This is a genomic window from Deltaproteobacteria bacterium IMCC39524, assembly GCA_029667085.1.
Lineage (GTDB): Bacteria > Desulfobacterota > Desulfuromonadia > Desulfuromonadales > BM103 > M0040.
In genome coordinates this window covers 906778-927282 of record JARUHJ010000001.1, presented here as the reverse complement: position 1 = coordinate 927282, position 20505 = coordinate 906778, and the positions used below count along the sequence as shown (strand labels likewise).

The following is a 20505-nucleotide window of genomic DNA, read 5'->3' as shown; positions in this document are numbered from 1 at the left end:
TAGAGTTACAACTTATGTAAATTGTTATTTTTCTAATCGGAAAAACTCTTGGCTAATAAAGATAAACTCCTCGCAAATGCCCAGAAATTCATTTCTAAGGGGCAACTCCCAAAAGCAATCGGCGAGTATAGAAAACTTGTCGACACTTTTCCTAAAGACGTGCGCAATCGGCAGAAGCTCGCCGAATTGCTTAGTCGCGATAACAAAAGCGAAGATGCCTTAGCTGAGTATGAAGTTGTTGCGAAGCATTACACTGAGACGGGCTTTTATCTTAAAGCCATCGCGTTGTTCAAACAAATGCAGAAGATTGACGCTTCCAGAGTTGATATCTATCTCCGCCTGGCAGAACTCAATGAAAATCAGGGGTTGATCGGTAATGCTCTGACAGAGTATCGCAATCTGATCTCTTTCTACGAAAAGAACCAGATGTACCGGGAATCGATCGAAGTTCTTGAGAAGATGCTTGAGCTTGACCCCGAGAATCTAAACTTTGCGGCTAAAATTGCAGAGTGCTACAAGGCTTCGGGCCAACATGATGAAGCCCTGAAACGTTTTCTGTCGATCATTGAGCCTATCAGTGAAAAAGGGGAACATCTCAAGGTCGTCAAGCTCTACGAACGCTTTCTGGACATCTGCCCCGAAGATGGCAGCTCAAGAATCCCCCTTGCACTGGCTTTTATCAATACCGGTTCTGCAGACAAGGCGATTCAGATTTTAAAGGGATTGCTTAAGAAGTCTCCTGAAGACACTATTGTTAATCGCTACCTGGCGGAAGCCTATGTTGCCAACAGGGATCATTCCAACGCACGTCTCACTCTCAAACATCTCCTGAAACTCATCGGTGAAGATCTTGACCTTCGTGAAAGTTACGTTCGTCTCTGCATTGATGCCGGCGAACCTGAGAGTGCTCGAGATCGCCTGGAAGAATGGAAAGATTCCTTCTTCCAAGCAGAACGCGTCTTTGTTCTGCAAGGTTTTTATGAAGAACTGAAAGCCCTTATGGGCGGTGATACGGTTGTTACTGACACGCTTGCTGTTATTTATGAGGCTGTTGGTGAAACCTCAAAGCTGGATGATCTAGAGACGTCGTCAAAAACGTCTAAAGCTTCTGAGGAGATCGCTGACTCGGCCTTGACCGATGAGGCGATTGACGACGTGGAAGCTCTCGATATGGTCGGTGAAGATGTCCCCGATGATGTCGAAGTCCCCGACCTTGTCGCCGACGAGTCTGACGAGGATCAGCCCGCAGAAAAGGTTGCCGCTAAAAACGTTGAACTCGACCTGGACCTGGATTTGGACCTTGACGGTCCCGAACTGGAACTTGAGGGGGCCACAACTGAAGATGCTGACGTATCACTTCCGGATGTTGGGGAAGACGATGAGTTAGAAGTAGAAGTTGAGATCGATCTTGATGACATGGGAGATCTGGATCTTGACTTTGACGAAGAGCTTTCCTTCGGAGAAGAGGTCGCCGAAGAAGAGGTTGCCAAAGAAGAGGAAGAACTTTCACTTGACGTTGATCCCGAATTTGACGGTGTTGAAAGCGATGCGCCTCTTGAGCCCTTTGACAGTACGTTTGACGCTGCACCTGTCGGCTCTCTGGATGATACTGACGAACTTGAAATCCTTGAAGACCTTGACGAACTGAAAGAAATCGAGACTGCTGCAGAGCTCGAAGAGGTCGAGGATCTGGAAGAGCTCGAAGAGTTAGACGAGATTGAAGAACTCGAAGTCCTCGAGGAGGTTGAGGAACTGGAGGTCCTTGAAGACGTTGAGGAACTCGATGTCCTTGAGGATGTTGAACCGCTCGAAGAAGTGGAACCGCTTGCCGCTGCATCGCCTGCTGAAAGGGTAGCTTTTGTTTCAGGGATCAATACTGTTTCTGAGCTGGAAGAAGCCGAGTTTTACCTTCAGCAGGGATTGTACGATGATGCCGAGAGGGTCTTGCAGCCCCTGATGGAGCACCTCCCTGAGTTGCCTGAACTACAGTCGAAGATAGATGCAATCAACCAGAGTCGTCTCGCTACAGAAGCAGAACCCGAAGCGATTGATTTTGTCGACATCATGTCTGACCTGCAGGATGATGATTTCCTTGCCGCAACAGACTTCCTCGACTCCATCAGCGGCAATGCTGCCGCCGATGATGAGCTGTTACAGAAAACGGTTTCGGAGATCGACTCTTCCGATACGGAATCTCACTTCAATCTCGGTATTGCCTATAAAGAGATGGGCCTTTATGATGATGCTATTGCCGAATTTGAGAAAGCGGCGAGCTCATCGTCCCGCGCCCTTGATTGCATTACTCTGACAGGCCAATGTCATATGGAAGCAGGCGAAACAGCCGCTGCAATGGACGCATTCAAGGCCGGTCTTGCTCATGAAGGCCTCTCTGAAGAAGGGCGCATGTCTCTTCACTTTGAGCTGGGCATGCTTCTCCAGATGAACGGTCAGCTGCTGGAGGCGCTTGAATTCTTCCAGTTGGTCGCGGAGAAAGATTCTTTCTTTAGAGATGTTGCAGATCTTGTCAAGAACTTACGTCGTGAGCTTGGTCTTGACGAAAAAGATATTGATGACGGCCCACAAGGGAATCGTGATCGTGTTTCCTATGTTTAACCTGGAGCGTGTAGTTAGCTTATGAGTTACCTGGAGCATTATGGATTGGATCGGGAGCCCTTCTCCAACGCACCCGACGCACGTTTTTATTATAATAGTGACTTGCACAGTCAGGCGCTGTTGCGACTAATGTATGCCGTTGACTCCAACAAAGGGCTGGCCGTCCTGGTTGGTGGTGTTGGCACGGGCAAGACAACTCTGGCCCGACGTATGCTGGATAATTTGCCAGAAGATCGTTACGAATCTTCGCTGCTGGTTATGGTTCACTCCGGGATCACTCCTGAGTGGATTCTGACCCGTATCGCGCTTCAGCTCGGAGTCGACGAACCGGCTGGTGATCGTCTCAAGCTACTCAAGCAACTTTATACGCGTTTACTTGAGATCGAGGATGAAGGGCGGCGCGCGGTCGTCCTGATTGATGAAGCGCAGATGTTGCAAAGTCGTGAGCTGATGGAAGAATTCCGTGGCTTGCTCAACCTGGAGATTCCGGGCAAGAAGCTGCTTAATATTGTTTTCTTCGGCTTGACGGAGCTGGAAGATTGCCTGGCCCTTGATGAACCACTTGCCCAGAGAGTCGCCGTCAAATATCACCTCAAGTCAATGACTGTTGAAACGACGACTTCTTATATCAAGCATCGTCTTCAAGTTGCTGGTGCCAAGGAGGTCCTCTATGATGCTGAGGTCATTCCCCTGATTCATCGCTACGCAGGTGGTGTGCCTCGACTGATTAACACCATCAGTGACAACTGTCTTTTTGAGGCCTATCTGCGTAAAATGCACAAAGTCGACTCCCGAATCGCTCATAGCGTGGCCGGAGATCTCGGCCTCCTGCAGCACCCTCTTTCGGAACTACCGCGAGCAATAATAAAAGATGAGCTTTCCGAAATTGAAAACATGCTCGACAAGCTCGAACAAAAACAATAACCCTAGTTCTTAAGCTATGCGGCCGGTTCAGTTCTCTGAACCGGCTTTTCCTTTCTGTTCTCACGAAAGGGTCTTATATGAAAAACAGAATCCAGATATTACCTGAAAACCTCGCTAATCAGATCGCCGCCGGTGAAGTGGTTGAGCGGCCGGCTTCGGTTGTGAAAGAGTTGATAGAAAACTCCCTTGACGCCTCCGCCAGCGAAGTCTTTGTAGAGATAGAGAAGGGCGGTAAAGCCCTGATCAAAGTCACTGACAACGGTTACGGCATGAAGAAGGATGATGCCTTCCTTTGCCTCGAGCGTCACGCCACCAGCAAGGTCTCCAGTGCCGTGGATCTCTTTGCTCTGCACACCATGGGTTTTCGTGGTGAGGCTCTCCCGGCCATCGCATCTGTGACCCGCTTACGTCTTACAACCCGCTCTGTTGATGATGAAACCGGCTGGCAGATTTACGCTGAAGGTGGCACAATCCGCCAGGCGGATGCCGTCGGTGTCACTCCCGGTACGGTCGTTGAAGTTCGCAATCTTTTCTTCAACACGCCCGGACGACGTAAATTCCTGCGTAAAGATGAAACTGAATTTGGCCACATCGCGGATGTCGTCTCAAGGTTGGCTTTGTCGCGGCCGGATATTCATTTTCGCCTCTTGCATAATAGCCGCAATGTTCTTGAGGCGTATCGTCACAACCGTCTGGAAGAACGTGCGGCAGCCATGCTGGGGCGCAATGTTGCTTCTGATTTGCTGACGGTAGAGGCGGATTCCGGAAACGGCGAGATGCTGGTCGGACTTTTAGGAACTCCTGGTATCAGCCGCTCATCAACAAACAATATCTATACATATATCAACGGTCGTTTTGTCCGTGACCGGGTTGTTCAACACGCCATTCTTGAAGCCTATCGGTCTTTACTGGAAAAACGACGTTATCCGATCGCAGTGCTCTTTATCGACATGCCGCCTGAGTCCGTCGATGTTAACGTCCATCCAACCAAGCATGAGGTCCGCTTTCGCAATCAGCAGCAGGTGCATGATTTTATCGTAACTTCACTGCGTGACCGCTTGCAGCAGGTCTCTTTCGAACCTGCTCGCGTTTCGAGTGCATTTCAACCCTCTTCTTTTAGCCCCCCTCCCGTTACCTCTGCTCCGCAAACGCCAGAACAACGGGTTTATCGCGAGCGCGTGCAGGAATCGCTGGCAGCCTTTAACGAAAAAGTCGCTAGCGTACCGACTATTGCCGCGGTTTCGACGGTTAAGGGTGAAATTGACGGTTGGTCGACAGGCCGCCAGGAGACGCAGTCACTACCTGAAGGTTGGCGCCTGATTGGACAGTACCTGAACAGTTATCTGTTGTGTCAGGCTGACGACGAGCTGGTTCTGATCGATCAGCACGCTGCTCATGAGCGTATCGGTTTTGAGAGGCTTCGTAAGCAGTTGGCATCTGATGGCATCGAGAGCCAGGCCTTGCTCTTCCCGATGGTCCTTGAGCTGGAACACCGTGAGGCGGCTGTTTTGGCAGATAATCTCGACGATTTCGCTCGCTTCGGCTTTGAGGTTGAAGCCTTCGGAGGACGATCTTTTACGGTGAAGTCAGTGCCTGCCCTGGTTGCGGATGTCGATGTCGAACGTCTTGTGCGTGATCTGGCTGCTGAATTGAATGAGATCGGTCGTGCCGCTCAACTTGATGATGAGATAGAGCGTGTTCTGGCCGTCCTTGCCTGCCACAGTATGGTGCGCGCCAATCAGGCTCTATCCCAGAGTGAGATGCAACAATTGTTACATGATCTCGCTGCCATTGAGTTCGGTAGCTGCTGTCCACACGGGAGGCCGATTATGCATCGTCTGTCAAAACGCGAAGTTGAGAAACTCTTCCATCGAGGCTAATGGTGTCGACTGAAATTGACAAGCGACCGGTGCTCCCTGTTATATGCGGACCGACAGCTGTGGGAAAAACGGTCCTCGCCCTGCAGTTGGCAGAGGCCTTTGACGGTGAGATCATTTCTGCAGATTCCCGCCAGGTCTTTCGCTTCATGGATATCGGCACTGCAAAGCCGACTCTTGAGGAACAGCAAAGGGCCAGGCATCACCTGATCGATGTGGCCTGGCCGGATGAAGAGTTTCACGCTGCTCACTTTTTGGCTCATGCTGAACCTCTCGTAAAAGACATTACACAAAGGAATAAACGGCCCTTCCTGGTTGGCGGTACGGGTCTCTATATCAAGGCTTTTACGGAAGGGCTTCTGGATGCGCCTTCAGCTGATCAGGCGTTTCGTGAGCATCTGCAAGCGCGGGCTGAGAAAGAAGGTCGTTCGGTGCTGCATGCAGAACTTGCCAGGGTGGACCCTGAGTCTGCCGCCCGTTTGCACCCCAATGATCTGATCAGGATTGTCCGTGCCCTGGAAGTGTATGAGCAGTCAGGAAAGCCCTTATCGTCTCTGCAGGATGACCATGGCTTTAGAGGCCAGCCGTATCGAACCATCAAGATCTGTTTACACATGGATCGAGACGCCCTGTACCAGCGAATCAACCAGCGAGCCAAAGTCATGTTTGAAGAGGGATTGCTGGAAGAAGCAGAGTCCTTGTTGAAAGCTGGCTATGATCCTGCTCTAAAGACCTTGCGTACTATCGGTTATCGTCAGGCTTTCGCTCTGTTGAGTGGCACGATGACATATGAGGAGGCTCTCGATAGTCTGCAGCAAGCAACAAGACGCTATGCAAAACAACAATTAACCTGGTTTCGTAAAGACAAATCAATGATTTGGCTTGAATCCTGTGTCGACTTTGTTACAATTCGGAAAATGATTGATGAATTCTATTGCATTTAGAAAAGGAGCGGTTGTTATGGCAAAATCACCATTCAATATCCAGGATCAATATCTTAATCAGGCACGTAAAGAGAGAGTCGTTGTGGAAATTTCCATGATGTCTGGCGAAAAACTCAAGGGCCATATTAAGTCTTTTGACAGCTTTTGTGTTTTGGTAGACAGCAGCGGTGACCTCTTGCTTTACAAACATGCCATCACTTCGATCACCTCCGCAGACGGTAATTTCCGCCTTCATGGTGGTCGCGACTGATTTTTATCTGGTCGATAGACACAATAAAGGTCCCTCGCCGGAAAGCTCTGGCCTGGGGCCTTTGTCTTTTCGTGAAATAATTTGAAACAGCAGGTCTAACAATGCTTGAAATATTATCGGTAGAAGCTGGCAGTATTGCTAATGAACTGGGAATTCAGGCTGGAGACAGTCTTGTTGCAGTTAATGGCGAGCCTGTTAACGACCTGGTCGATTACCTGATCGAAGAACCCAAAGAGTCGCTCCATGTCGCATTGAAAAGAGCCTCCGGGGATCCGTGGGTGCTTGATATCGAGCACGATTCAGAGGAGCCTCTTGGCCTGGTCCTTCCGCATCCGGAACCTAAACAGTGCGGTAATAATTGTGTCTTTTGTTTTGTCCATCAACTACCGCGTGGCATGCGTCGAACCCTCTACGTCAAGGATGAGGATTACCGCTTCTCCTTTCTTTACGGCGCATACGTGACGCTGACCAACCTGTCTGAACAAGACCTGCAGAGAATCCTCAATAAAAAGTTGTCACCCTTGTACGTTTCTGTCCACGCCGCCGATCATATGTTGCGACAGAAGCTGCTGGGCAACCCTGCACCGGATGTTATGCCGATTCTGCAACAGTTGGTGGCAGGGGGCATCGAGGTGCATACCCAGGTGGTAGTTTGCCCGCAGATCAATGATGGAGAACAGCTGGCTCAAACCTGCAGAGAGTTGGTTGCCCTTGCGCCCGGTGTGAAATCTCTTGCTGTTGTACCTGTCGGGTTAACCGGCCACCGGCAGCGGCTTCCTGAACTGCGACCACATACGCGTCAGGAAGCTCTTGATCTGGTTGAATGGGTTGAAGCCACACAGGGGCACCTGCTTGAGATGCTTGGTACACGTTTCATCTTTGCTGCCGACGAACTTTACCTGAAAGCTGAGAAAGACTTCCCCTCCCTCTCTGTGTACGAAGAGCTGTCCCAGGTTGAGAATGGCGTTGGTTTGATTCCACAATTCAGATCACAGGCCGACGAGGTCCTCGATATCGCAGAGCCCCTGGATCTCCCGCCCATCAGTATGGTGACCGGGGTCTCCGCAGCCGATGATATTAAAGCCTTTGCTAGAAGGCTTGCCGACAAATGCGGCTTTGATTTGCGTGTGCATGTTATCAAAAACGATTTTTTTAGTGGCCATGTAACTGTTACAGGTCTTTTGACTGGTCAGGATTTACTTGCTCAACTGGCTGAACAAGACTTAGGTGACATTCTAATGATCCCTGATGTCATGCTTCGAGAGGGTGAAGAGGTTTTCCTCGATGACGTGAGCATTGATGATCTTGTAGAGCGTTTCGATAAACAGACTGAAGTTTTTGCTGCAGACCCATGGGGCCTTTGGGATATGCTTGACACCTTAAGTATGGAGCTTGGGTGAGAATCCTGTAAAATTATGTTGTTATTCTCTGAGCACTTTGCGCCTCCGCGTTAAATTGTTTAAGCTTTTTGAACTGAAAATATAAGGAGCAAATAAATGACCGATGAACAAATATCGTTAAGCCGGGCCGAGCAAGCTCTTGAAAATGGTGAAGCTGAAGAAGCTGTGCGGATTTTAAAGAGGTTTTTGCAGGAGCAGGGTGACAACAGTGATGCCAAGGCGTTGCTTGGTGAAGCCCTGATTGAAGCCGGTCACCTCGAAGAGGCTGTTTCTGTCCTCGAGGACGTTGCCGGCCAGTTGCCGGATGATTTTGATCTGCAATATGACCTTGGTGACCTTTATTTTGAGCTCGGTCGGCCTGACGATGCCTGCAAAGTTTATGAAAGCGTTGTCTCACGGGCTCCTGATCAGGTTGATGCCAGGGTCAGTCTTGGCTTGATCCATTACCATCAAGAGCGTATGGATAAAGCCGAAGCGTGTTATCGAGAAGCGTTGAAACAGAGTCCTGAGTCAGTGTTTGCCTTGAACTCTCTGGGCGATGTCTGTTTTGCCACGGGGCGTAATGATGAAGCCCGTGAATGTTTTGAAAAAGCGCTGGCTCTGGATCCCGAAGATCCTCAGGGCCATTTCAACCTGGCGGAATACCATTACGACAATGACGATCTGCAGGAAGCCGAAAAGCACTGTCGCCGTGCCGTTACCCTTGACCCTGAGTTCTCTTTTGCATACCTGACCCTTGGTAATATCTGCCTTGATCAGGAACAGGTTCAGGAGTCCGTGCACTGTTTTAAGGAATTCCTCAAGCTTGAGACAAGCCCGGCGTCGCAAGAGATTTGTGCGGAAGTTTCCGCTCTGATCGATGGGCTGAAGGGTGAGTCCTAGGCATGCTGCGTGGTCTGACACTCCTGCTGCTTTTTCAGTTCAGTGGTGAAGCCGTTAGTCGTCTTTTTGACTTGCCGATTCCCGGCAATGTGCTGGGTATGGGTTTTCTCCTCCTGGGCTTGACGACAAAGCTGGTTGATATCAAGTGGTTTGAAGAGGCCGCAGAACTGCTGTTGTCAAACATGGCTTTGTTCTTTGTGCCTGCCGGTGTCGGCGTCATGGTTTATGGCGATCTGATAGCTGCCGAATGGTTGCCGATTACCGTTGCTACTGTTTTGAGTACCTTTGTGGTCATGGCGGTCACCGGAAAAATTGCCCAGAAGCTGGAGCCTTCAACGGACGATGATGGGGGAGAAGATGCTTGAGACCCCCTTGTTCGGTATCACTCTCACTCTTGTCACCTATCTGCTATCGCAGAAACTCTATCGACGCGTGGGTAAGGTCTGGGCTAATCCGGTGCTGGTTTCGATCGTTGCGATTATCCTCCTGCTCCAGCTCTGTAAAATAGAATACCGTGATTATGCACGTGGCGGCGATATCCTGGTTTTCTTGCTTGGGCCCTCTGTGGTCGCTCTCGCGATTCCCCTTTATCAACGCCGTGAAGAGATCTGGAAACGCAAGAGACCGATCATGATGGGGGTCTTTGCCGGTTCGCTGGCCTCTATCTTGTCTGCATGCGGTCTCGCCTGGATTCTTGGTGGTAGTCGCGAAGTCATCCTCTCGTTGGCACCAAAATCTGTAACAACACCGATTGCGATCAGTATCGTGGAAAAGATCGGCGGCATTGCACCTTTAACTGCGGCTCTCGTTGTACTGACTGGTTGCATAGGGGCTGTTTGCGGCCCGGAATTCTGCAAGCGTATAGGGATAACCTCACCGGTGGCAACCGGGTTGGCCGTTGGGACCTCTGCTCATGGTATCGGTACCGCAAGAATGCTTGAGGTTGATCGCCTGTCCGGTGCTGTTTCTGGCCTGGCGATAGGCTTGAATGGCTTGATGACAACCTTCCTGCTGCCAATTTTGATGGCGATTGCAGGGCACTGGTGATTCTGTGCCACCCGTTGTGAATTGAAAACTGAAGACACAAAAAAGCCCCGGAGAGTCCGGGGCTTTTTTGTCGTTATGAGGTGAATCTTTAGAGACCCAACTGCTTGAAGAAGTCATTCCCTTTGTCATCAACCAGAATGTAAGCCGGGAAGTTCTGGACTTCAATCTTCCAGACGGCTTCCATGCCGAGTTCCGGGAAGTCGATACATTCGACCTTGGTGATGTTCTCGTCGGCGAGCAGGGCGGCCGGACCACCGATAGAGCCGAGGTAGAAACCACCGAACTTGGCACAGGCATCAGTAACTTGTTGAGAGCGGTTGCCTTTGGCGATCATGACCATAGAGCCGCCGTTTTCCTGGAGCAGGCCAACGTAAGAGTCCATACGTCCCGCGGTGGTGGGGCCGAAAGATCCGGAAGGGCGTCCTGGTGGAGTCTTGGCCGGGCCAGCATAGTAGATCGGGTGTTTCTTGAGGTACTCAGGGAGTGGCTGCCCGCTATCAAGGATTTCCTTGAACTTGGAGTGAGCGATGTCGCGCCCAACCACGATGGTGCCATTGAGGAGTAGAGCGTCGCCGCACTTGAGTTTGGTCAGCTCGGCAAGGATGTTCTCCATTGGCTGGTTCAGGTCGAGCTTGGTGCCATGCTCGTGCTTGGCCATGCGGTACTGCTCGGGAAGCAGACGACCCGGATCGCGATCCATCTCTTCGACAAAAAGACCGTCCCTGGTGATCTTGGCTTTGATGTTACGGTCTGCAGAGCAGGAAACAGCCATGCCGAGAGGGCAGGAGGCGCCGTGACGAGGGAGGCGAATGACGCGGACATCGTGAGTAAAGTACTTGCCGCCGAACTGGGCGCCAATGCCGAGTTCCTGGGCAGCTTTCTGCAACTTCTCTTCAAGTTCGATGTCACGGAAGGCCTGACCGTGGTCGTTACCTTCAGTTGGCAGGCCGTCAAGTTCCTTGGCGGTCGCCAGCTTGACTGTCTTCATGACTGCGTCGGCTGAGGTGCCGCCGATGACGAATGCAAGGTGGTAAGGAGGGCAGGCCGCTGTGCCCAGCGTTTTCATCTTGGCCACCAGGTAGTCAAAGAGTTTCTCAGGGGTGAGCAGCGCCTTGGTCTCCTGGAAAAGCATGGTCTTGTTCGCAGAACCGCCGCCTTTAGCCATGAAGAGGAACTTGTAGGAGTCACCTTCCGTGGCGAATAGGTCGATCTGGGCCGGCAGGTTGGTGCCGGTATTCTTCTCTTTGTACATATCTAGAGCTACGGTCTGGCTGTAGCGCAGGTTCTCTTCGGTGTAGGTCTTGTAGATGCCTTTGGAGATGTACTCGGCGTCATTGACGCCGGTCCAGACCTGTTGACCTTTCTTGGCGACGACAGTGGCCGTGCCTGTGTCCTGGCAAGTTGGCAGGTCGAACTGGGCTGCGACCATTGCGTTCTTAAGGAAGGCCATAGCGACACCCTTGTCGTTGCGCGAGGCCTCGGGGTCGGTCAAGATTTTGCCAACCTGGTCATTATGCTCTTTGCGCAACAGAAAGGAGACGTCCTTCATGGCCGCGTTAGCGAGGACTGTGATTGCTTCCGGATCAACTTTGAGAATGTCCTTGCCGTCAAAGTTGACGGTGCTGACATACTTCTCCGAGCCTTCAATCTTGCAGTAAGTGGTTTTGTCCGCCTCAACGGGAAGAGGGTTCTGGTAAAAAAATTCCGGCATGATTTCTCTCCTTTAGAACGACATGAAATATATTCTCCGGGAAGCTGTGACCCCGGACGGAAACCGATTGGAAGTATAGCTAAACTGTATACAATTGTCGATAATTAAGTGTTGTTTAACGTTAAGTCGGAGCATAAGTTTGGAGCTTAAATGACAGGTAAATTGTCGAAACAATCCTTTTTCTTGAAATCGTCGGATGTTAAGCTTATTCTCAGTCGGCAAATCTAAACATAACTTCTCAAGTCTGAGCACTTAAACACATGCAAAAGCTGCTGAAACAAATACTGACTTCCAAGGTTTATGAAGTCGCCATTGAGACGCCGCTCGAGGAGTCAGCTGTTCTCTCACAGGCTTTGAATAATCGCATCCTGCTCAAGCGAGAAGATCTGCAGCCGGTTTTTTCCTTCAAGCTGCGTGGGGCCTATAACCGGATTGCTAACCTCACAGTAGAGGAGCGGGGCAGGGGAGTGATTACCGCTTCAGCCGGGAACCATGCTCAGGGCGTGGCTTTCTCCGGGCAGAAGCTGGGGATAAAGACGACTATCGTAATGCCGATGACAACCCCCGCCATCAAGATTTCTGCCGTTAAATCCTATGGCGCGACAGTTGTCCTCTATGGCGATAATTACTCGGAAGCTGCTGAGCACTGCGCCCTGCTCGTAGCTCAGTCAGGCATGATTTTTATTCCGCCCTTCGATGATGAGCTGGTGATCGCCGGCCAGGGAACCGTTGCCAATGAACTGTTGAGGCAAAGCGCCGGGAATATGGACGCGGTCTTTATCCCTGTCGGCGGCGGTGGCTTGCTTGCCGGGATGGCGGTCTTTCTCAAGGCGCTCTGCCCGGACGTTAAGGTGATTGGTGTCGAACCGGTGGATAGTGATGCCATGGGCCAGTCTCTTGATGCCGGACGCAGGGTCAAGCTTGATTCTGTCGGCATCTTTGCCGATGGTGTTGCCGTTCGCGAAGTCGGCAAGTTGACCTTCGAGCTTTGTCGTCATCATGTTGACGAAATCATCCGTGTCGATATCGACGAGATTTGCAGCTCTATAAAAAGTGTCTACCAGGCAACCCGTTCCATCGTCGAACCTGCCGGTGCTCTAGCTTTGGCGGGCCTTAAAAAGTATGTCCGCGAGCGGGAGATCAAAGGTCAGACCCTGGTCGCGATCAACTCTGGCGCCAATATGAACTTTGATCGCCTGCGTTACGTGGCTGAACGTACTCTGAGTGGTGAGAAACAGGAAGCCCTCTTTGCAGTCACCATTCCAGAGGAGCCCGGCTCCTTGTTCCGCTTCTGCCGCGAGGTCGTAGGCGAGAGAAATATTACCGAGTTCAATTACCGCCTGTCCGGGCGGGAATCCGCTTATATCTTTGTCGGTATTGCTGTTGATGGCGATGAGCAGCGACAGCTCTTTAGCAAACAGTTGGACTCTCATGGCTTTGTGAATGTCGACCTGACAGATAATGAGCTGGCGAAGACCCATGTCCGTTACATGGTTGGCGGTCGCTCCACAGATGCCTGCAGTGAACGCCTGTTCCGTTTCTGGTTCCCCGAACGACCCGGAGCGACAGCTCGTTTTCTCACCGCCATGGGTGCTGACTGGAACATCTCCCTGTTTCACTACCGCACGCAGGGTGGTGACTTCGGCAGAGTGCTTGTCGGCCTGGAGATTCCTCCTGGTCAAGAGCCACTATTGCAGTCTTTTCTCGACAATCTCGGCTACCGTTATGTCGAGGAGTCTGACAACCAGGCTTACCTGCTATTCCTCTGATATCTCTAGAAAAGTAATTGACAGTTTTACTCAGGTATGCTATCCGTTAACCATGCTCTTGAGCCGGCAGAAGATGTGCCGGTATTTTTACAGGAAACGGGACGTGGAGGAGGTACCTAAAGTGTTTGCCAAGATTCGTGAAGACATCTATTCAGTATTCGATCGGGATCCTGCCGCACGGAGTGTCCTCGAGATTATCTTCTGCTATCCAGGCCTGCACGCAGTTTGGTTCTATCGTGTCGCTCACTGGTTCTGGACCCATGAGCTCTACTTCTTCGGTCGGTTTACCTCCCACATCGGTCGTTTCCTGACCGGAATTGAAATTCATCCTGGTGCAAAAATAGGCGAGAAATTCTTTATCGACCACGGTATGGGCGTGGTCATCGGTGAAACAGCTGAAATCGGTAACAACGTCACCCTTTATCATGGCGTGACCCTCGGTGGCGTAACCTGGGATAAGGTCAAGCGCCATCCAACCATTGACGACAATGTTGTCATCGGTTCAGGTGCCAAGGTTCTCGGCCCCTTTACCGTTGGTAAAGACTCCAAAATCGGCTCTAACTCGGTTGTTGTTAAAGAAGTCCCGGAGAACTCCTCCGTTGTCGGTATCCCTGGCCGCGTGGTTATGCAGCAGGAGAAGAAGGTTGAGGAGGCGCGTCCCGACCTTGAACATGGCAAAATGCCCGACCCCGAAGCCAAGGCGATCAGTTGTCTTTTTGACCAGATCCGTGCCCTTGAAAAGAAGGTTGAGGTTTTGAGCAGCCGATTGGAAAAGGCTGAATCAAAACCTGCGGCGAAACGGGCTACGGCAAAAAGTACTGCTGCCAAGGCAACAGCGAAGGCTCCTGCAAAGAAATCGACGACTAAAGCAACAACCACTCGTACCCGTAAAACGGAGAAGAGTGAGGCATAGAACAAGATGCGCATGTCAACAAAAGCTCAATACGCAGTCAGGGCTATGGTTAACCTGAACCTGCATTCAGAAGGCCAGCCTGTCTCTTTGCGCGATATTTCACTACGTGAAAGTATTTCCCTGACTTATCTTGAACAACTTTTCGTTAAACTACGCCGCGGCCAGATCGTCAAGAGTGTTCGTGGCCCAGGTGGTGGTTACCTGCTGGCTCGACCGGCGAAGGACATTCAGGTCGATGAAATCATTGACAGTGTCGAGGAATCCCTGGTGCCGGTGTCCTGCATGGATCAGCAAAAAGGTTGTGCCTGTGATGAGCAGTGCGTCACTCACAACGTCTGGCACGGCCTCGGTGAAAAAATTCGACAATTTCTCTCATCGATAACTCTTGATGACCTCACCGCTGAGGCCAAGAGTAAACTAAAGCATTAAACTTTCGGAGGATTGACCGTTGAACCAGATTTACTTGGATTATAATGCCACCTCGCCAGTGAGGCCCGAAGTACTTGAGGTCATGCTGCCCTTTTATAAGGAACAGTTCGGCAACCCTTCGAGCGTCCATTGGGCGGGTCGGCAAGTCTCCGGTGCTCTTGAAAAAGCCCGAGAGCAGGTCGCTTCTCTGATCAACGCTTCTCCGGCAGAGATTGTTTTTGTCTCCTGTGGCAGCGAAGGGGACAACATGGCGATTAAAGGGTCTCTTGACCCTCTTAAAGAAAAAGGCAATCACATCATTACCACGTCGGTTGAGCATCCAGCTGTTCTGGAGACCTGCCAGGCTCTGGAAAAGGATGGCTACGATGTGACCTATCTGCCGGTCAGTAAAGACGGACAGCTCGATCTGGCCGATCTTGAAAAAGCGATTACCGACAAGACCATTCTGATCTCGATCATGTGGGCCAATAACGAAACCGGTAACCTTTACCCGATCGAAGAGATCGGCAGAATCGCCAAAAAGTACAATATTCGTTTCCATACCGACGCGGTGCAAGCGGTCGGCAAGATCCCTGTTGATGTGCAGAAAGCCAATGTAGACCTGCTGGTGATCTCGGGACACAAGATCGGAGCCCCCAAGGGGGTTGGAGCCATTTATATCCGCCGCGGCACACGCATGAAGAACTTCATGCACGGTGGTCACCAGGAGCGCAACCGTCGCGCCGGAACCCAGAATGTTGCCGGAATCGTTGGTCTTGGGAAAGCCTGTGAGATGGCCGCTGCTGAACAAGAGGATTATTACAAACGTGTTCGCGCCCTGCGTGATCGACTGGAAGACGGTGTCTTGAACCAGGTTCCGGATATCAAGTTGAACGGTACGCCTGATCGTGATGATCGCTTGCCAAATACGCTGAACGTCAGCTTTGCCTACATCGAGGGGGAATCTCTCCTGCTCAACCTCGATATGTTCGGTATCGCGGCCTCGTCGGGCTCTGCCTGCACCTCAGGTTCTCTTGAACCTTCCCACGTTATGGGTGCGATGTGCGTAGAAGTCACTCTGGCCCATTCGAGCACACGTTTCAGCCTCGGGCCTGAAACCACCGCAGAAGAAATTGATAAAGTCCTGGAAGTGCTGCCGGCGACAGTGCAGCGTCTCCGCGATATGAGCCCGTTATATAATTGTGGAAGAACTGCCGAAGGTTGCGAGACCTGTGAAACGGTACGCAGAATCTAATCAGACTATTATCACGATTTATTGAAGGAGAAAATATATGTATACAGATAAAGTTATGGATCACTTCACCAACCCGCGTAACGTGGGTGAGATTGAAAATGCTAACGGGGTCGGCGAGGTTGGTAACGCTTCCTGTGGCGACATCATGAAGATCTTTCTCAAGGTTGAAGACAATATTATCCAGGACGTCAAGTTCAAGACCTTTGGTTGCGGTGCAGCCATTGCTACCTCCTCGATGGTGACGGAGATGGCGATCGGCAAGACCATTGACGAGGCTCTTGAACTGAGCAACCAGGCTGTAGCAGAGGCTCTCGATGGTCTCCCTGCACAGAAGATGCATTGCTCTAACCTGGCCGCTGATGCTTTACACGAAGCGATAAAAAACTACAAAGCGGAGAATGGTTAACCGAAAACAAGCTGTTAACTGTAGGGCTTTAGGGCTGTAAGCTGTAAGGTTTAAACTTGCAGCCTTGCAGCCTTATTGCTTTACTGCTTACGGCTTAAAGCTTACAGCCTTATAGCTGGATTTTATAATGATTGAGCCAGGAAAAAAAGTTGTCGTTGCCATGAGTGGCGGGGTCGATTCGTCGGTCGCTGCGGCTTTGCTTAAAGAGCAGGGCTGTGAGGTGGTCGGTATGACGATGCAGATCTGGGACTATTCCAAGTTTACCGATGAACATGGCGAGAGTTTTGGCTCTTGTTGTTCCCTTGACGATGTATATGATGCGCGTCGGGTTGCTGAATCTCTCGATATCCCTTTCTATGTTGTCAACTTCGAGAAACAGTTTGAAAAGCAGGTTATTGATCGTTTCTGCGATGATTACTTTAATGGCCGGACACCTAACCCCTGTGTCATCTGCAACCAGGTCCTCAAGTTTGAAATACTCCTGCGTCGAGCTCTGGAACTTCAGGCTGATTACCTGGTGACGGGTCATTATGCCCAACTGGTAGAGGGCGACGATGGCCCGGTCTTAAAGAAAGGGCAGGACCTTAACAAGGATCAAACATACTTTCTCTATACCTTGACTCAGGAGCAGATGCAGTATGTCCGTTTTCCCCTGGGCGGCATGACCAAGGATGAGGTGCGTGGCCAGGCTACGCGACTTGGGCTTAAAGTCGCCGAGAAAGCGGAAAGTCAAGATATCTGTTTTGTACCGGACGGCGATTATGTCCGTTTTTTAGAAGAACAGCGAGGATCCGGTGCCATGAACGGCGATATCGTTCATGTCGGCGGCAAAACGTTGGGGCAGCACCAGGGAACCTACCGTTATACGATCGGTCAACGTCGCGGTCTTGGCCTCTCCTGGCCGCAGCCACTCTATGTCGTCGGTATCGACTCGGAGAACCGTAAAGTCATCGTTGGTGAAAAAGAACATCTTGCCATGTCCCACTGCCACGTTGTTGATATCAACTGGCTGATTGATGTTCCCAAAGAGCCTCTTGAGGCGGCTTGCCGTATCCGTTACAGACACCAAGAAGTTCCGTCACTGATCACACTCCTGGATGATGGCTCCGTTCGGGTTGATTTCAAAGAGCCGCAGAGCGGAGTCACTCCTGGTCAGGCCGCAGTCTTTTATGATGGTGACCGTGTTCTGGGTGGTGGGTGTATTGAATCGTGAAAGGCGAGGAACGCGGATCGTGGTTCGAGGAAAAACTTAAAGCAAAAACGTAACGCAAAGACGCTAAGAACTCCCTTGAAAGACGCAGAGAGAGCAAAAGAAATCTTTCTGTTTTGATGCAATAGACAAGTAAATATGTCCTCAATTGACAAAAATGAACATCCTGCCCCGCGCCACACGCCACGCGCCACCGTTTCCTTCGCAACCCTGGGATGCAAAACCAACCAGTTTGAATCTGCGTCGATGCAGGAGTCTTTGCAGTCTGCGGGCTACCAGGTTGTCCCTTTTGATGAGGGTGCGGACCTGGTTATCGTCAATACCTGTACGGTGACCAACGCGACCGACGCCCAGTCACGCAACCTGATTCGTCGCGCCCGCAAGCTTAACGGCGCCTGTCGGGTGGTTGTCACCGGTTGTTATGCTCAGGTCGACCCGGAAGCCTTGCAAGAGCTCCCAGGTGTGAGCCTGGTGATTGGCAATGAAGAGAAACAGAGTCTTCTTGATTACCTCACGGAAGATCAAGAGACAACAGCTGTAGTTGTCTCTGATATCCGCCAGGTCGAGAAAGTCTGTCTGCCTCCTTTGACGACTTTCTCGGGTCGTAGTCGTGCTTTTGTACAGATCCAGAATGGCTGCGATGCTTTTTGCAGCTACTGCATCATTCCTTATGCCCGTGGTGCCAGTCGTTCAGCGCCTCCGGATGAGATTCTGCAGCAGATCGATGGTCTGGTTGCTGCCGGCTTCCAGGAGATCGTTCTGACCGGAATTCATATCGGTGGCTACGGCGCGGATCTGGACACTCCCATGAGCCTGAACGATCTAGTGCGCAGGATCGAAGTCGAAACAGGTATCCGTCGTTTAAGGTTGGGCTCAATTGAACCCACAGAACTGACAGAGGAGTTACTCGAAACGGTTGCTTCCTCACAGGTCATTTGCCAGCACTTGCACATCCCCTTACAGGCAGGCAATGACCATGTTCTGCGGCGCATGAAGCGAACCTACAACACGGAATTTTTCGGACAATTGCTCGAAAGAGTCAGAGCTTCAATACCTGACGCAGCGATCTGTCTTGATGTGATTACCGGGTTTCCCGGTGAGACAGAAGAGGAATTTGAGAGCGCCTATAACTTCATCTCTCGCTTACCCATGACGGGTTTGCATGTTTTCCCTTATAGTAAACGTCCCGGAACCCCGGCTGCCGGTTATTCCGATCAGGTGACGGGCGACGTCAGCAAGGCAAGAGCCGAACGGCTGCGTCAGCTTGCGGCAGAAAAACACCGTTCCTTCGCAGAAGGTTTTATTGGTGAAGAATTGGAAATCGTTGTTGAGTCCGGTGAGAAAGAGGGCCTCCTCAAGGGAGTGTCACGAAATTATCTCGATATCCGGTTCTCTGGAGAGGCAGCTCTTTCTGGACAATGTGTCATGGTCAAAGCCGTTTGCTGGCAGGATGAGTCTCTCCACGCAAGGCTGTTGTGAGACCCTGATTGTTTTTCTTTCGACTGATAAAAAACGTTTAAAAATTATATAAATAGGTTGACGGCCTTAGTGTGGTGTGTTAGAAATGCCAATCTAAATAAGTTTGTGTATTTATTCCATTGCTCGACAGACAGATTAAAGGTAGTCAGTTTGAAACAAATCACTCACGACCTATGTTTAGGCTGAGTGCTTTTTTATTTTAAGCAGGCGAATTTGCACAACAGAACATCTCCCCAACAGGGAGCGAAGGAGTTACAAGATGGCTGAAGGTACAGTAAAATGGTTCAACGAAGCTAAGGGTTTTGGATTTATCGAGCAGGACAACGGTCCTGACGTTTTTGTCCACTTTTCACAGATCCAGGGCTCGGGTTTCAAAACTCTCGGCGAAGGCGATCGCGTCAGCTTTGATGTGACCGAAGGCGATAAAGGTCCTCAGTCGTCGAACGTCGAGAAGATCTAATCCAGACCTTCTGATTCAGACAAATACAAATGGGCGTCCCTTATCGGGGCGCCCTTTTTGTTTTGTATAAAGCATAATGTGAGGTACTCGGGACTTAGCAGGCAGTACCTGATTTTATCTTACGCCCCCGGTCCGAAGATCGAGGGCTTTAGTGTTTTGTAACGGTTGCTACCATGACCCCATTTTATAATTGTCTACCTTGGAAAAACTTATGAACGCCGAGCACTAGAAGCGCCAGTTGACAAAGACCATAGCGGGCGCAAGCTCGTCAGGGAAATTGGTGAACCATGTTTGCGTGCTTCTCATGAAGTTGATCAATCCTACTTGAACTCCTTTGTCAGTGGACGCTGCAAAATTTATAAACCCAAGTTGGAGACCATTTAATCTCTCAGCATAGTTGAATGCGGCCAGTTGCAGGCCGGTGAACTTCACAGAAGAGTAATTCGCAATCCATGCGAGATGCGCTCCTTCATAGCTCTCTGCATAATTCGCTAACAAGCCGAGAGAAATCCCTGAACTTTCGCCGGTGGATCCGTTGGCAACACCGAGGGCTAAAGCAGTTTGGGGATTTTCTCCCCAAATGCTGAGAGAGACACCCTTGATGTGGGTGGTTTTAGCATGAATGGCGACATCAGGAATTAAACTCAATTGGAAACCTTGGGTCTCTGCAAGCGCCCCCGTGGCAATAAAGCAGCCTAATAAGACAAGTGCCAATTTCTTCATCATTGTTTCTCCATTTTTTTGGGAAGCCCTCTGTGATTGTTGTCGTTATGGAAAGCTGTCGGTCGACATCTTTGTATGGACGTTCCGCCTGTTATGAAAACGGCTGCACCCTTTGTGATGGCATCGGACTTTTTAACTGAATTCCATAATCCAACATAAATATTAACTTTCCAAGTATACACACTCATAGATCGAGGTTAAAGAAGAAGGTTTCTTGTTTGTATTTCTATATTG

General features: G+C 50.6%; 19 protein-coding genes. 17 read left to right on the top strand and 2 right to left on the bottom strand.

Annotated features, from left to right (window positions below; all coding sequences use genetic code 11):
• Positions 1 to 48: 48 nt before the first annotated feature.
• The 9 genes from P9J64_04330 (at position 49) to P9J64_04290 (ending at position 9937) form a co-directional block, all read left to right on the top strand.
• Positions 49 to 2613 carry a tetratricopeptide repeat protein gene (locus P9J64_04330; protein ID MDG5467544.1) on the top strand — a complete coding sequence of 855 codons (2565 nt, stop codon included), beginning with the start codon at positions 49 to 51 and terminating at the stop codon, positions 2611 to 2613.
• Positions 2614 to 2634: 21 nt separating this feature from the next.
• Complete coding sequence (locus P9J64_04325; GenBank protein ID MDG5467543.1) at positions 2635 to 3537, top strand: AAA family ATPase; 903 nt, start codon at positions 2635 to 2637, stop codon at positions 3535 to 3537.
• 77 nt (positions 3538 to 3614) lie between these two features.
• The gene (gene mutL / locus P9J64_04320) at positions 3615 to 5417 is read left to right on the top strand and encodes a DNA mismatch repair endonuclease MutL (protein MDG5467542.1); all 1803 of its coding nucleotides are present in this window, start codon (positions 3615 to 3617) and stop codon (positions 5415 to 5417) included.
• Positions 5417 to 6358, top strand: coding sequence for a tRNA (adenosine(37)-N6)-dimethylallyltransferase MiaA (gene miaA, locus P9J64_04315; protein MDG5467541.1), 942 nt, complete (start codon positions 5417 to 5419; stop codon positions 6356 to 6358). The genes mutL and miaA overlap by 1 nt, the downstream gene beginning before the upstream one ends.
• Before the next feature lie 16 nt (positions 6359 to 6374).
• Positions 6375 to 6608, top strand: coding sequence for an RNA chaperone Hfq (hfq, locus tag P9J64_04310; GenBank protein ID MDG5467540.1), 234 nt, complete (start codon positions 6375 to 6377; stop codon positions 6606 to 6608).
• A 101-nt stretch (positions 6609 to 6709) separates the two neighbouring features.
• A complete protein-coding gene (locus P9J64_04305; protein ID MDG5467539.1) occupies positions 6710 to 8008 on the top strand; it encodes a DUF512 domain-containing protein in 1299 nt (432 codons plus the stop codon).
• A 96-nt stretch (positions 8009 to 8104) separates the two neighbouring features.
• Complete coding sequence (locus P9J64_04300; protein ID MDG5467538.1) at positions 8105 to 8890, top strand: tetratricopeptide repeat protein; 786 nt, start codon at positions 8105 to 8107, stop codon at positions 8888 to 8890.
• 2 nt (positions 8891 to 8892) lie between these two features.
• Positions 8893 to 9255: a CidA/LrgA family protein gene (locus P9J64_04295; protein MDG5467537.1), complete on the top strand. Its 363-nt coding sequence runs from the start codon at positions 8893 to 8895 to the stop codon at positions 9253 to 9255.
• The gene (locus P9J64_04290) at positions 9248 to 9937 is read left to right on the top strand and encodes an LrgB family protein (GenBank protein ID MDG5467536.1); all 690 of its coding nucleotides are present in this window, start codon (positions 9248 to 9250) and stop codon (positions 9935 to 9937) included. The genes P9J64_04295 and P9J64_04290 overlap by 8 nt, the downstream gene beginning before the upstream one ends.
• 88 nt (positions 9938 to 10025) lie before the next feature.
• Here the strand turns inward: P9J64_04290 and P9J64_04285 are convergent, their stop codons facing one another.
• A complete protein-coding gene (locus tag P9J64_04285; protein ID MDG5467535.1) occupies positions 10026 to 11648 on the bottom strand; it encodes a fumarate hydratase in 1623 nt (540 codons plus the stop codon).
• A 260-nt stretch (positions 11649 to 11908) separates the two neighbouring features.
• Between P9J64_04285 and ilvA the strand changes: the two genes are divergently transcribed.
• The 8 genes from ilvA to P9J64_04245 all read left to right on the top strand — a co-directional run bounded on the left by ilvA (position 11909) and on the right by P9J64_04245 (position 19548).
• Complete coding sequence (ilvA, locus tag P9J64_04280; GenBank protein MDG5467534.1) at positions 11909 to 13417, top strand: threonine ammonia-lyase, biosynthetic; 1509 nt, start codon at positions 11909 to 11911, stop codon at positions 13415 to 13417.
• Between the two features lie 121 nt (positions 13418 to 13538).
• The gene (cysE, locus tag P9J64_04275) at positions 13539 to 14330 is read left to right on the top strand and encodes a serine O-acetyltransferase (protein MDG5467533.1); all 792 of its coding nucleotides are present in this window, start codon (positions 13539 to 13541) and stop codon (positions 14328 to 14330) included.
• Between the two features lie 6 nt (positions 14331 to 14336).
• Entirely contained in the window at positions 14337 to 14759 is a 423-nt protein-coding gene (locus P9J64_04270; GenBank protein ID MDG5467532.1) for an Rrf2 family transcriptional regulator, read from the top strand.
• Positions 14760 to 14778: 19 nt separating this feature from the next.
• Entirely contained in the window at positions 14779 to 15993 is a 1215-nt protein-coding gene (gene nifS, locus P9J64_04265) for a cysteine desulfurase NifS (GenBank protein MDG5467531.1), read from the top strand.
• A gap of 37 nt (positions 15994 to 16030) precedes the next feature.
• A complete protein-coding gene (nifU, locus tag P9J64_04260) occupies positions 16031 to 16399 on the top strand; it encodes a Fe-S cluster assembly scaffold protein NifU (protein MDG5467530.1) in 369 nt (122 codons plus the stop codon).
• 127 nt (positions 16400 to 16526) lie between these two features.
• Positions 16527 to 17612, top strand: a complete 1086-nt coding sequence (gene mnmA, locus P9J64_04255) for a tRNA 2-thiouridine(34) synthase MnmA (GenBank protein MDG5467529.1) — start codon at positions 16527 to 16529, stop codon at positions 17610 to 17612.
• Positions 17613 to 17747: 135 nt separating this feature from the next.
• The gene (gene mtaB, locus P9J64_04250) at positions 17748 to 19088 is read left to right on the top strand and encodes a tRNA (N(6)-L-threonylcarbamoyladenosine(37)-C(2))-methylthiotransferase MtaB (protein MDG5467528.1); all 1341 of its coding nucleotides are present in this window, start codon (positions 17748 to 17750) and stop codon (positions 19086 to 19088) included.
• A 259-nt stretch (positions 19089 to 19347) separates the two neighbouring features.
• Positions 19348 to 19548 carry a cold-shock protein gene (locus P9J64_04245; protein MDG5467527.1) on the top strand — a complete coding sequence of 67 codons (201 nt, stop codon included), beginning with the start codon at positions 19348 to 19350 and terminating at the stop codon, positions 19546 to 19548.
• Positions 19549 to 19773: 225 nt separating this feature from the next.
• Here P9J64_04245 and P9J64_04240 read toward each other — a convergent pair whose 3' ends face one another.
• Positions 19774 to 20274 (bottom strand): hypothetical protein, encoded by a 501-nt coding sequence (locus P9J64_04240; GenBank protein MDG5467526.1) that lies wholly within the window; start codon positions 20272 to 20274, stop codon positions 19774 to 19776.
• Positions 20275 to 20505 lie beyond the last annotated feature (231 nt).

Bases quoted from the DNA above. Each gene is read 5' to 3' on its own strand.
- P9J64_04245 (MDG5467527.1), top strand. From the start codon at position 19,348: ATGGCTGAAGGTACAGTAAAATGGTTCAACGAAGCTAAGGGTTTTGGA.
- nifU (MDG5467530.1), top strand. From the start codon at position 16,031: ATGTATACAGATAAAGTTATGGATCACTTCACCAACCCGCGTAACGTG.
- mutL (MDG5467542.1), top strand. From the start codon at position 3,615: ATGAAAAACAGAATCCAGATATTACCTGAAAACCTCGCTAATCAGATC.
- P9J64_04270 (MDG5467532.1), top strand. From the start codon at position 14,337: ATGCGCATGTCAACAAAAGCTCAATACGCAGTCAGGGCTATGGTTAAC.
- P9J64_04295 (MDG5467537.1), top strand. From the start codon at position 8,893: ATGCTGCGTGGTCTGACACTCCTGCTGCTTTTTCAGTTCAGTGGTGAA.
- miaA (MDG5467541.1), top strand. From the start codon at position 5,417: ATGGTGTCGACTGAAATTGACAAGCGACCGGTGCTCCCTGTTATATGC.
- mtaB (MDG5467528.1), top strand. From the start codon at position 17,748: ATGTCCTCAATTGACAAAAATGAACATCCTGCCCCGCGCCACACGCCA.
- P9J64_04285 (MDG5467535.1), bottom strand. From the start codon at position 11,648: ATGCCGGAATTTTTTTACCAGAACCCTCTTCCCGTTGAGGCGGACAAA.
- mnmA (MDG5467529.1), top strand. From the start codon at position 16,527: ATGATTGAGCCAGGAAAAAAAGTTGTCGTTGCCATGAGTGGCGGGGTC.
- hfq (MDG5467540.1), top strand. From the start codon at position 6,375: ATGGCAAAATCACCATTCAATATCCAGGATCAATATCTTAATCAGGCA.
- P9J64_04300 (MDG5467538.1), top strand. From the start codon at position 8,105: ATGACCGATGAACAAATATCGTTAAGCCGGGCCGAGCAAGCTCTTGAA.
- P9J64_04305 (MDG5467539.1), top strand. From the start codon at position 6,710: ATGCTTGAAATATTATCGGTAGAAGCTGGCAGTATTGCTAATGAACTG.
- P9J64_04290 (MDG5467536.1), top strand. From the start codon at position 9,248: ATGCTTGAGACCCCCTTGTTCGGTATCACTCTCACTCTTGTCACCTAT.
- P9J64_04325 (MDG5467543.1), top strand. From the start codon at position 2,635: ATGAGTTACCTGGAGCATTATGGATTGGATCGGGAGCCCTTCTCCAAC.
- P9J64_04240 (MDG5467526.1), bottom strand. From the start codon at position 20,274: ATGATGAAGAAATTGGCACTTGTCTTATTAGGCTGCTTTATTGCCACG.
- ilvA (MDG5467534.1), top strand. From the start codon at position 11,909: ATGCAAAAGCTGCTGAAACAAATACTGACTTCCAAGGTTTATGAAGTC.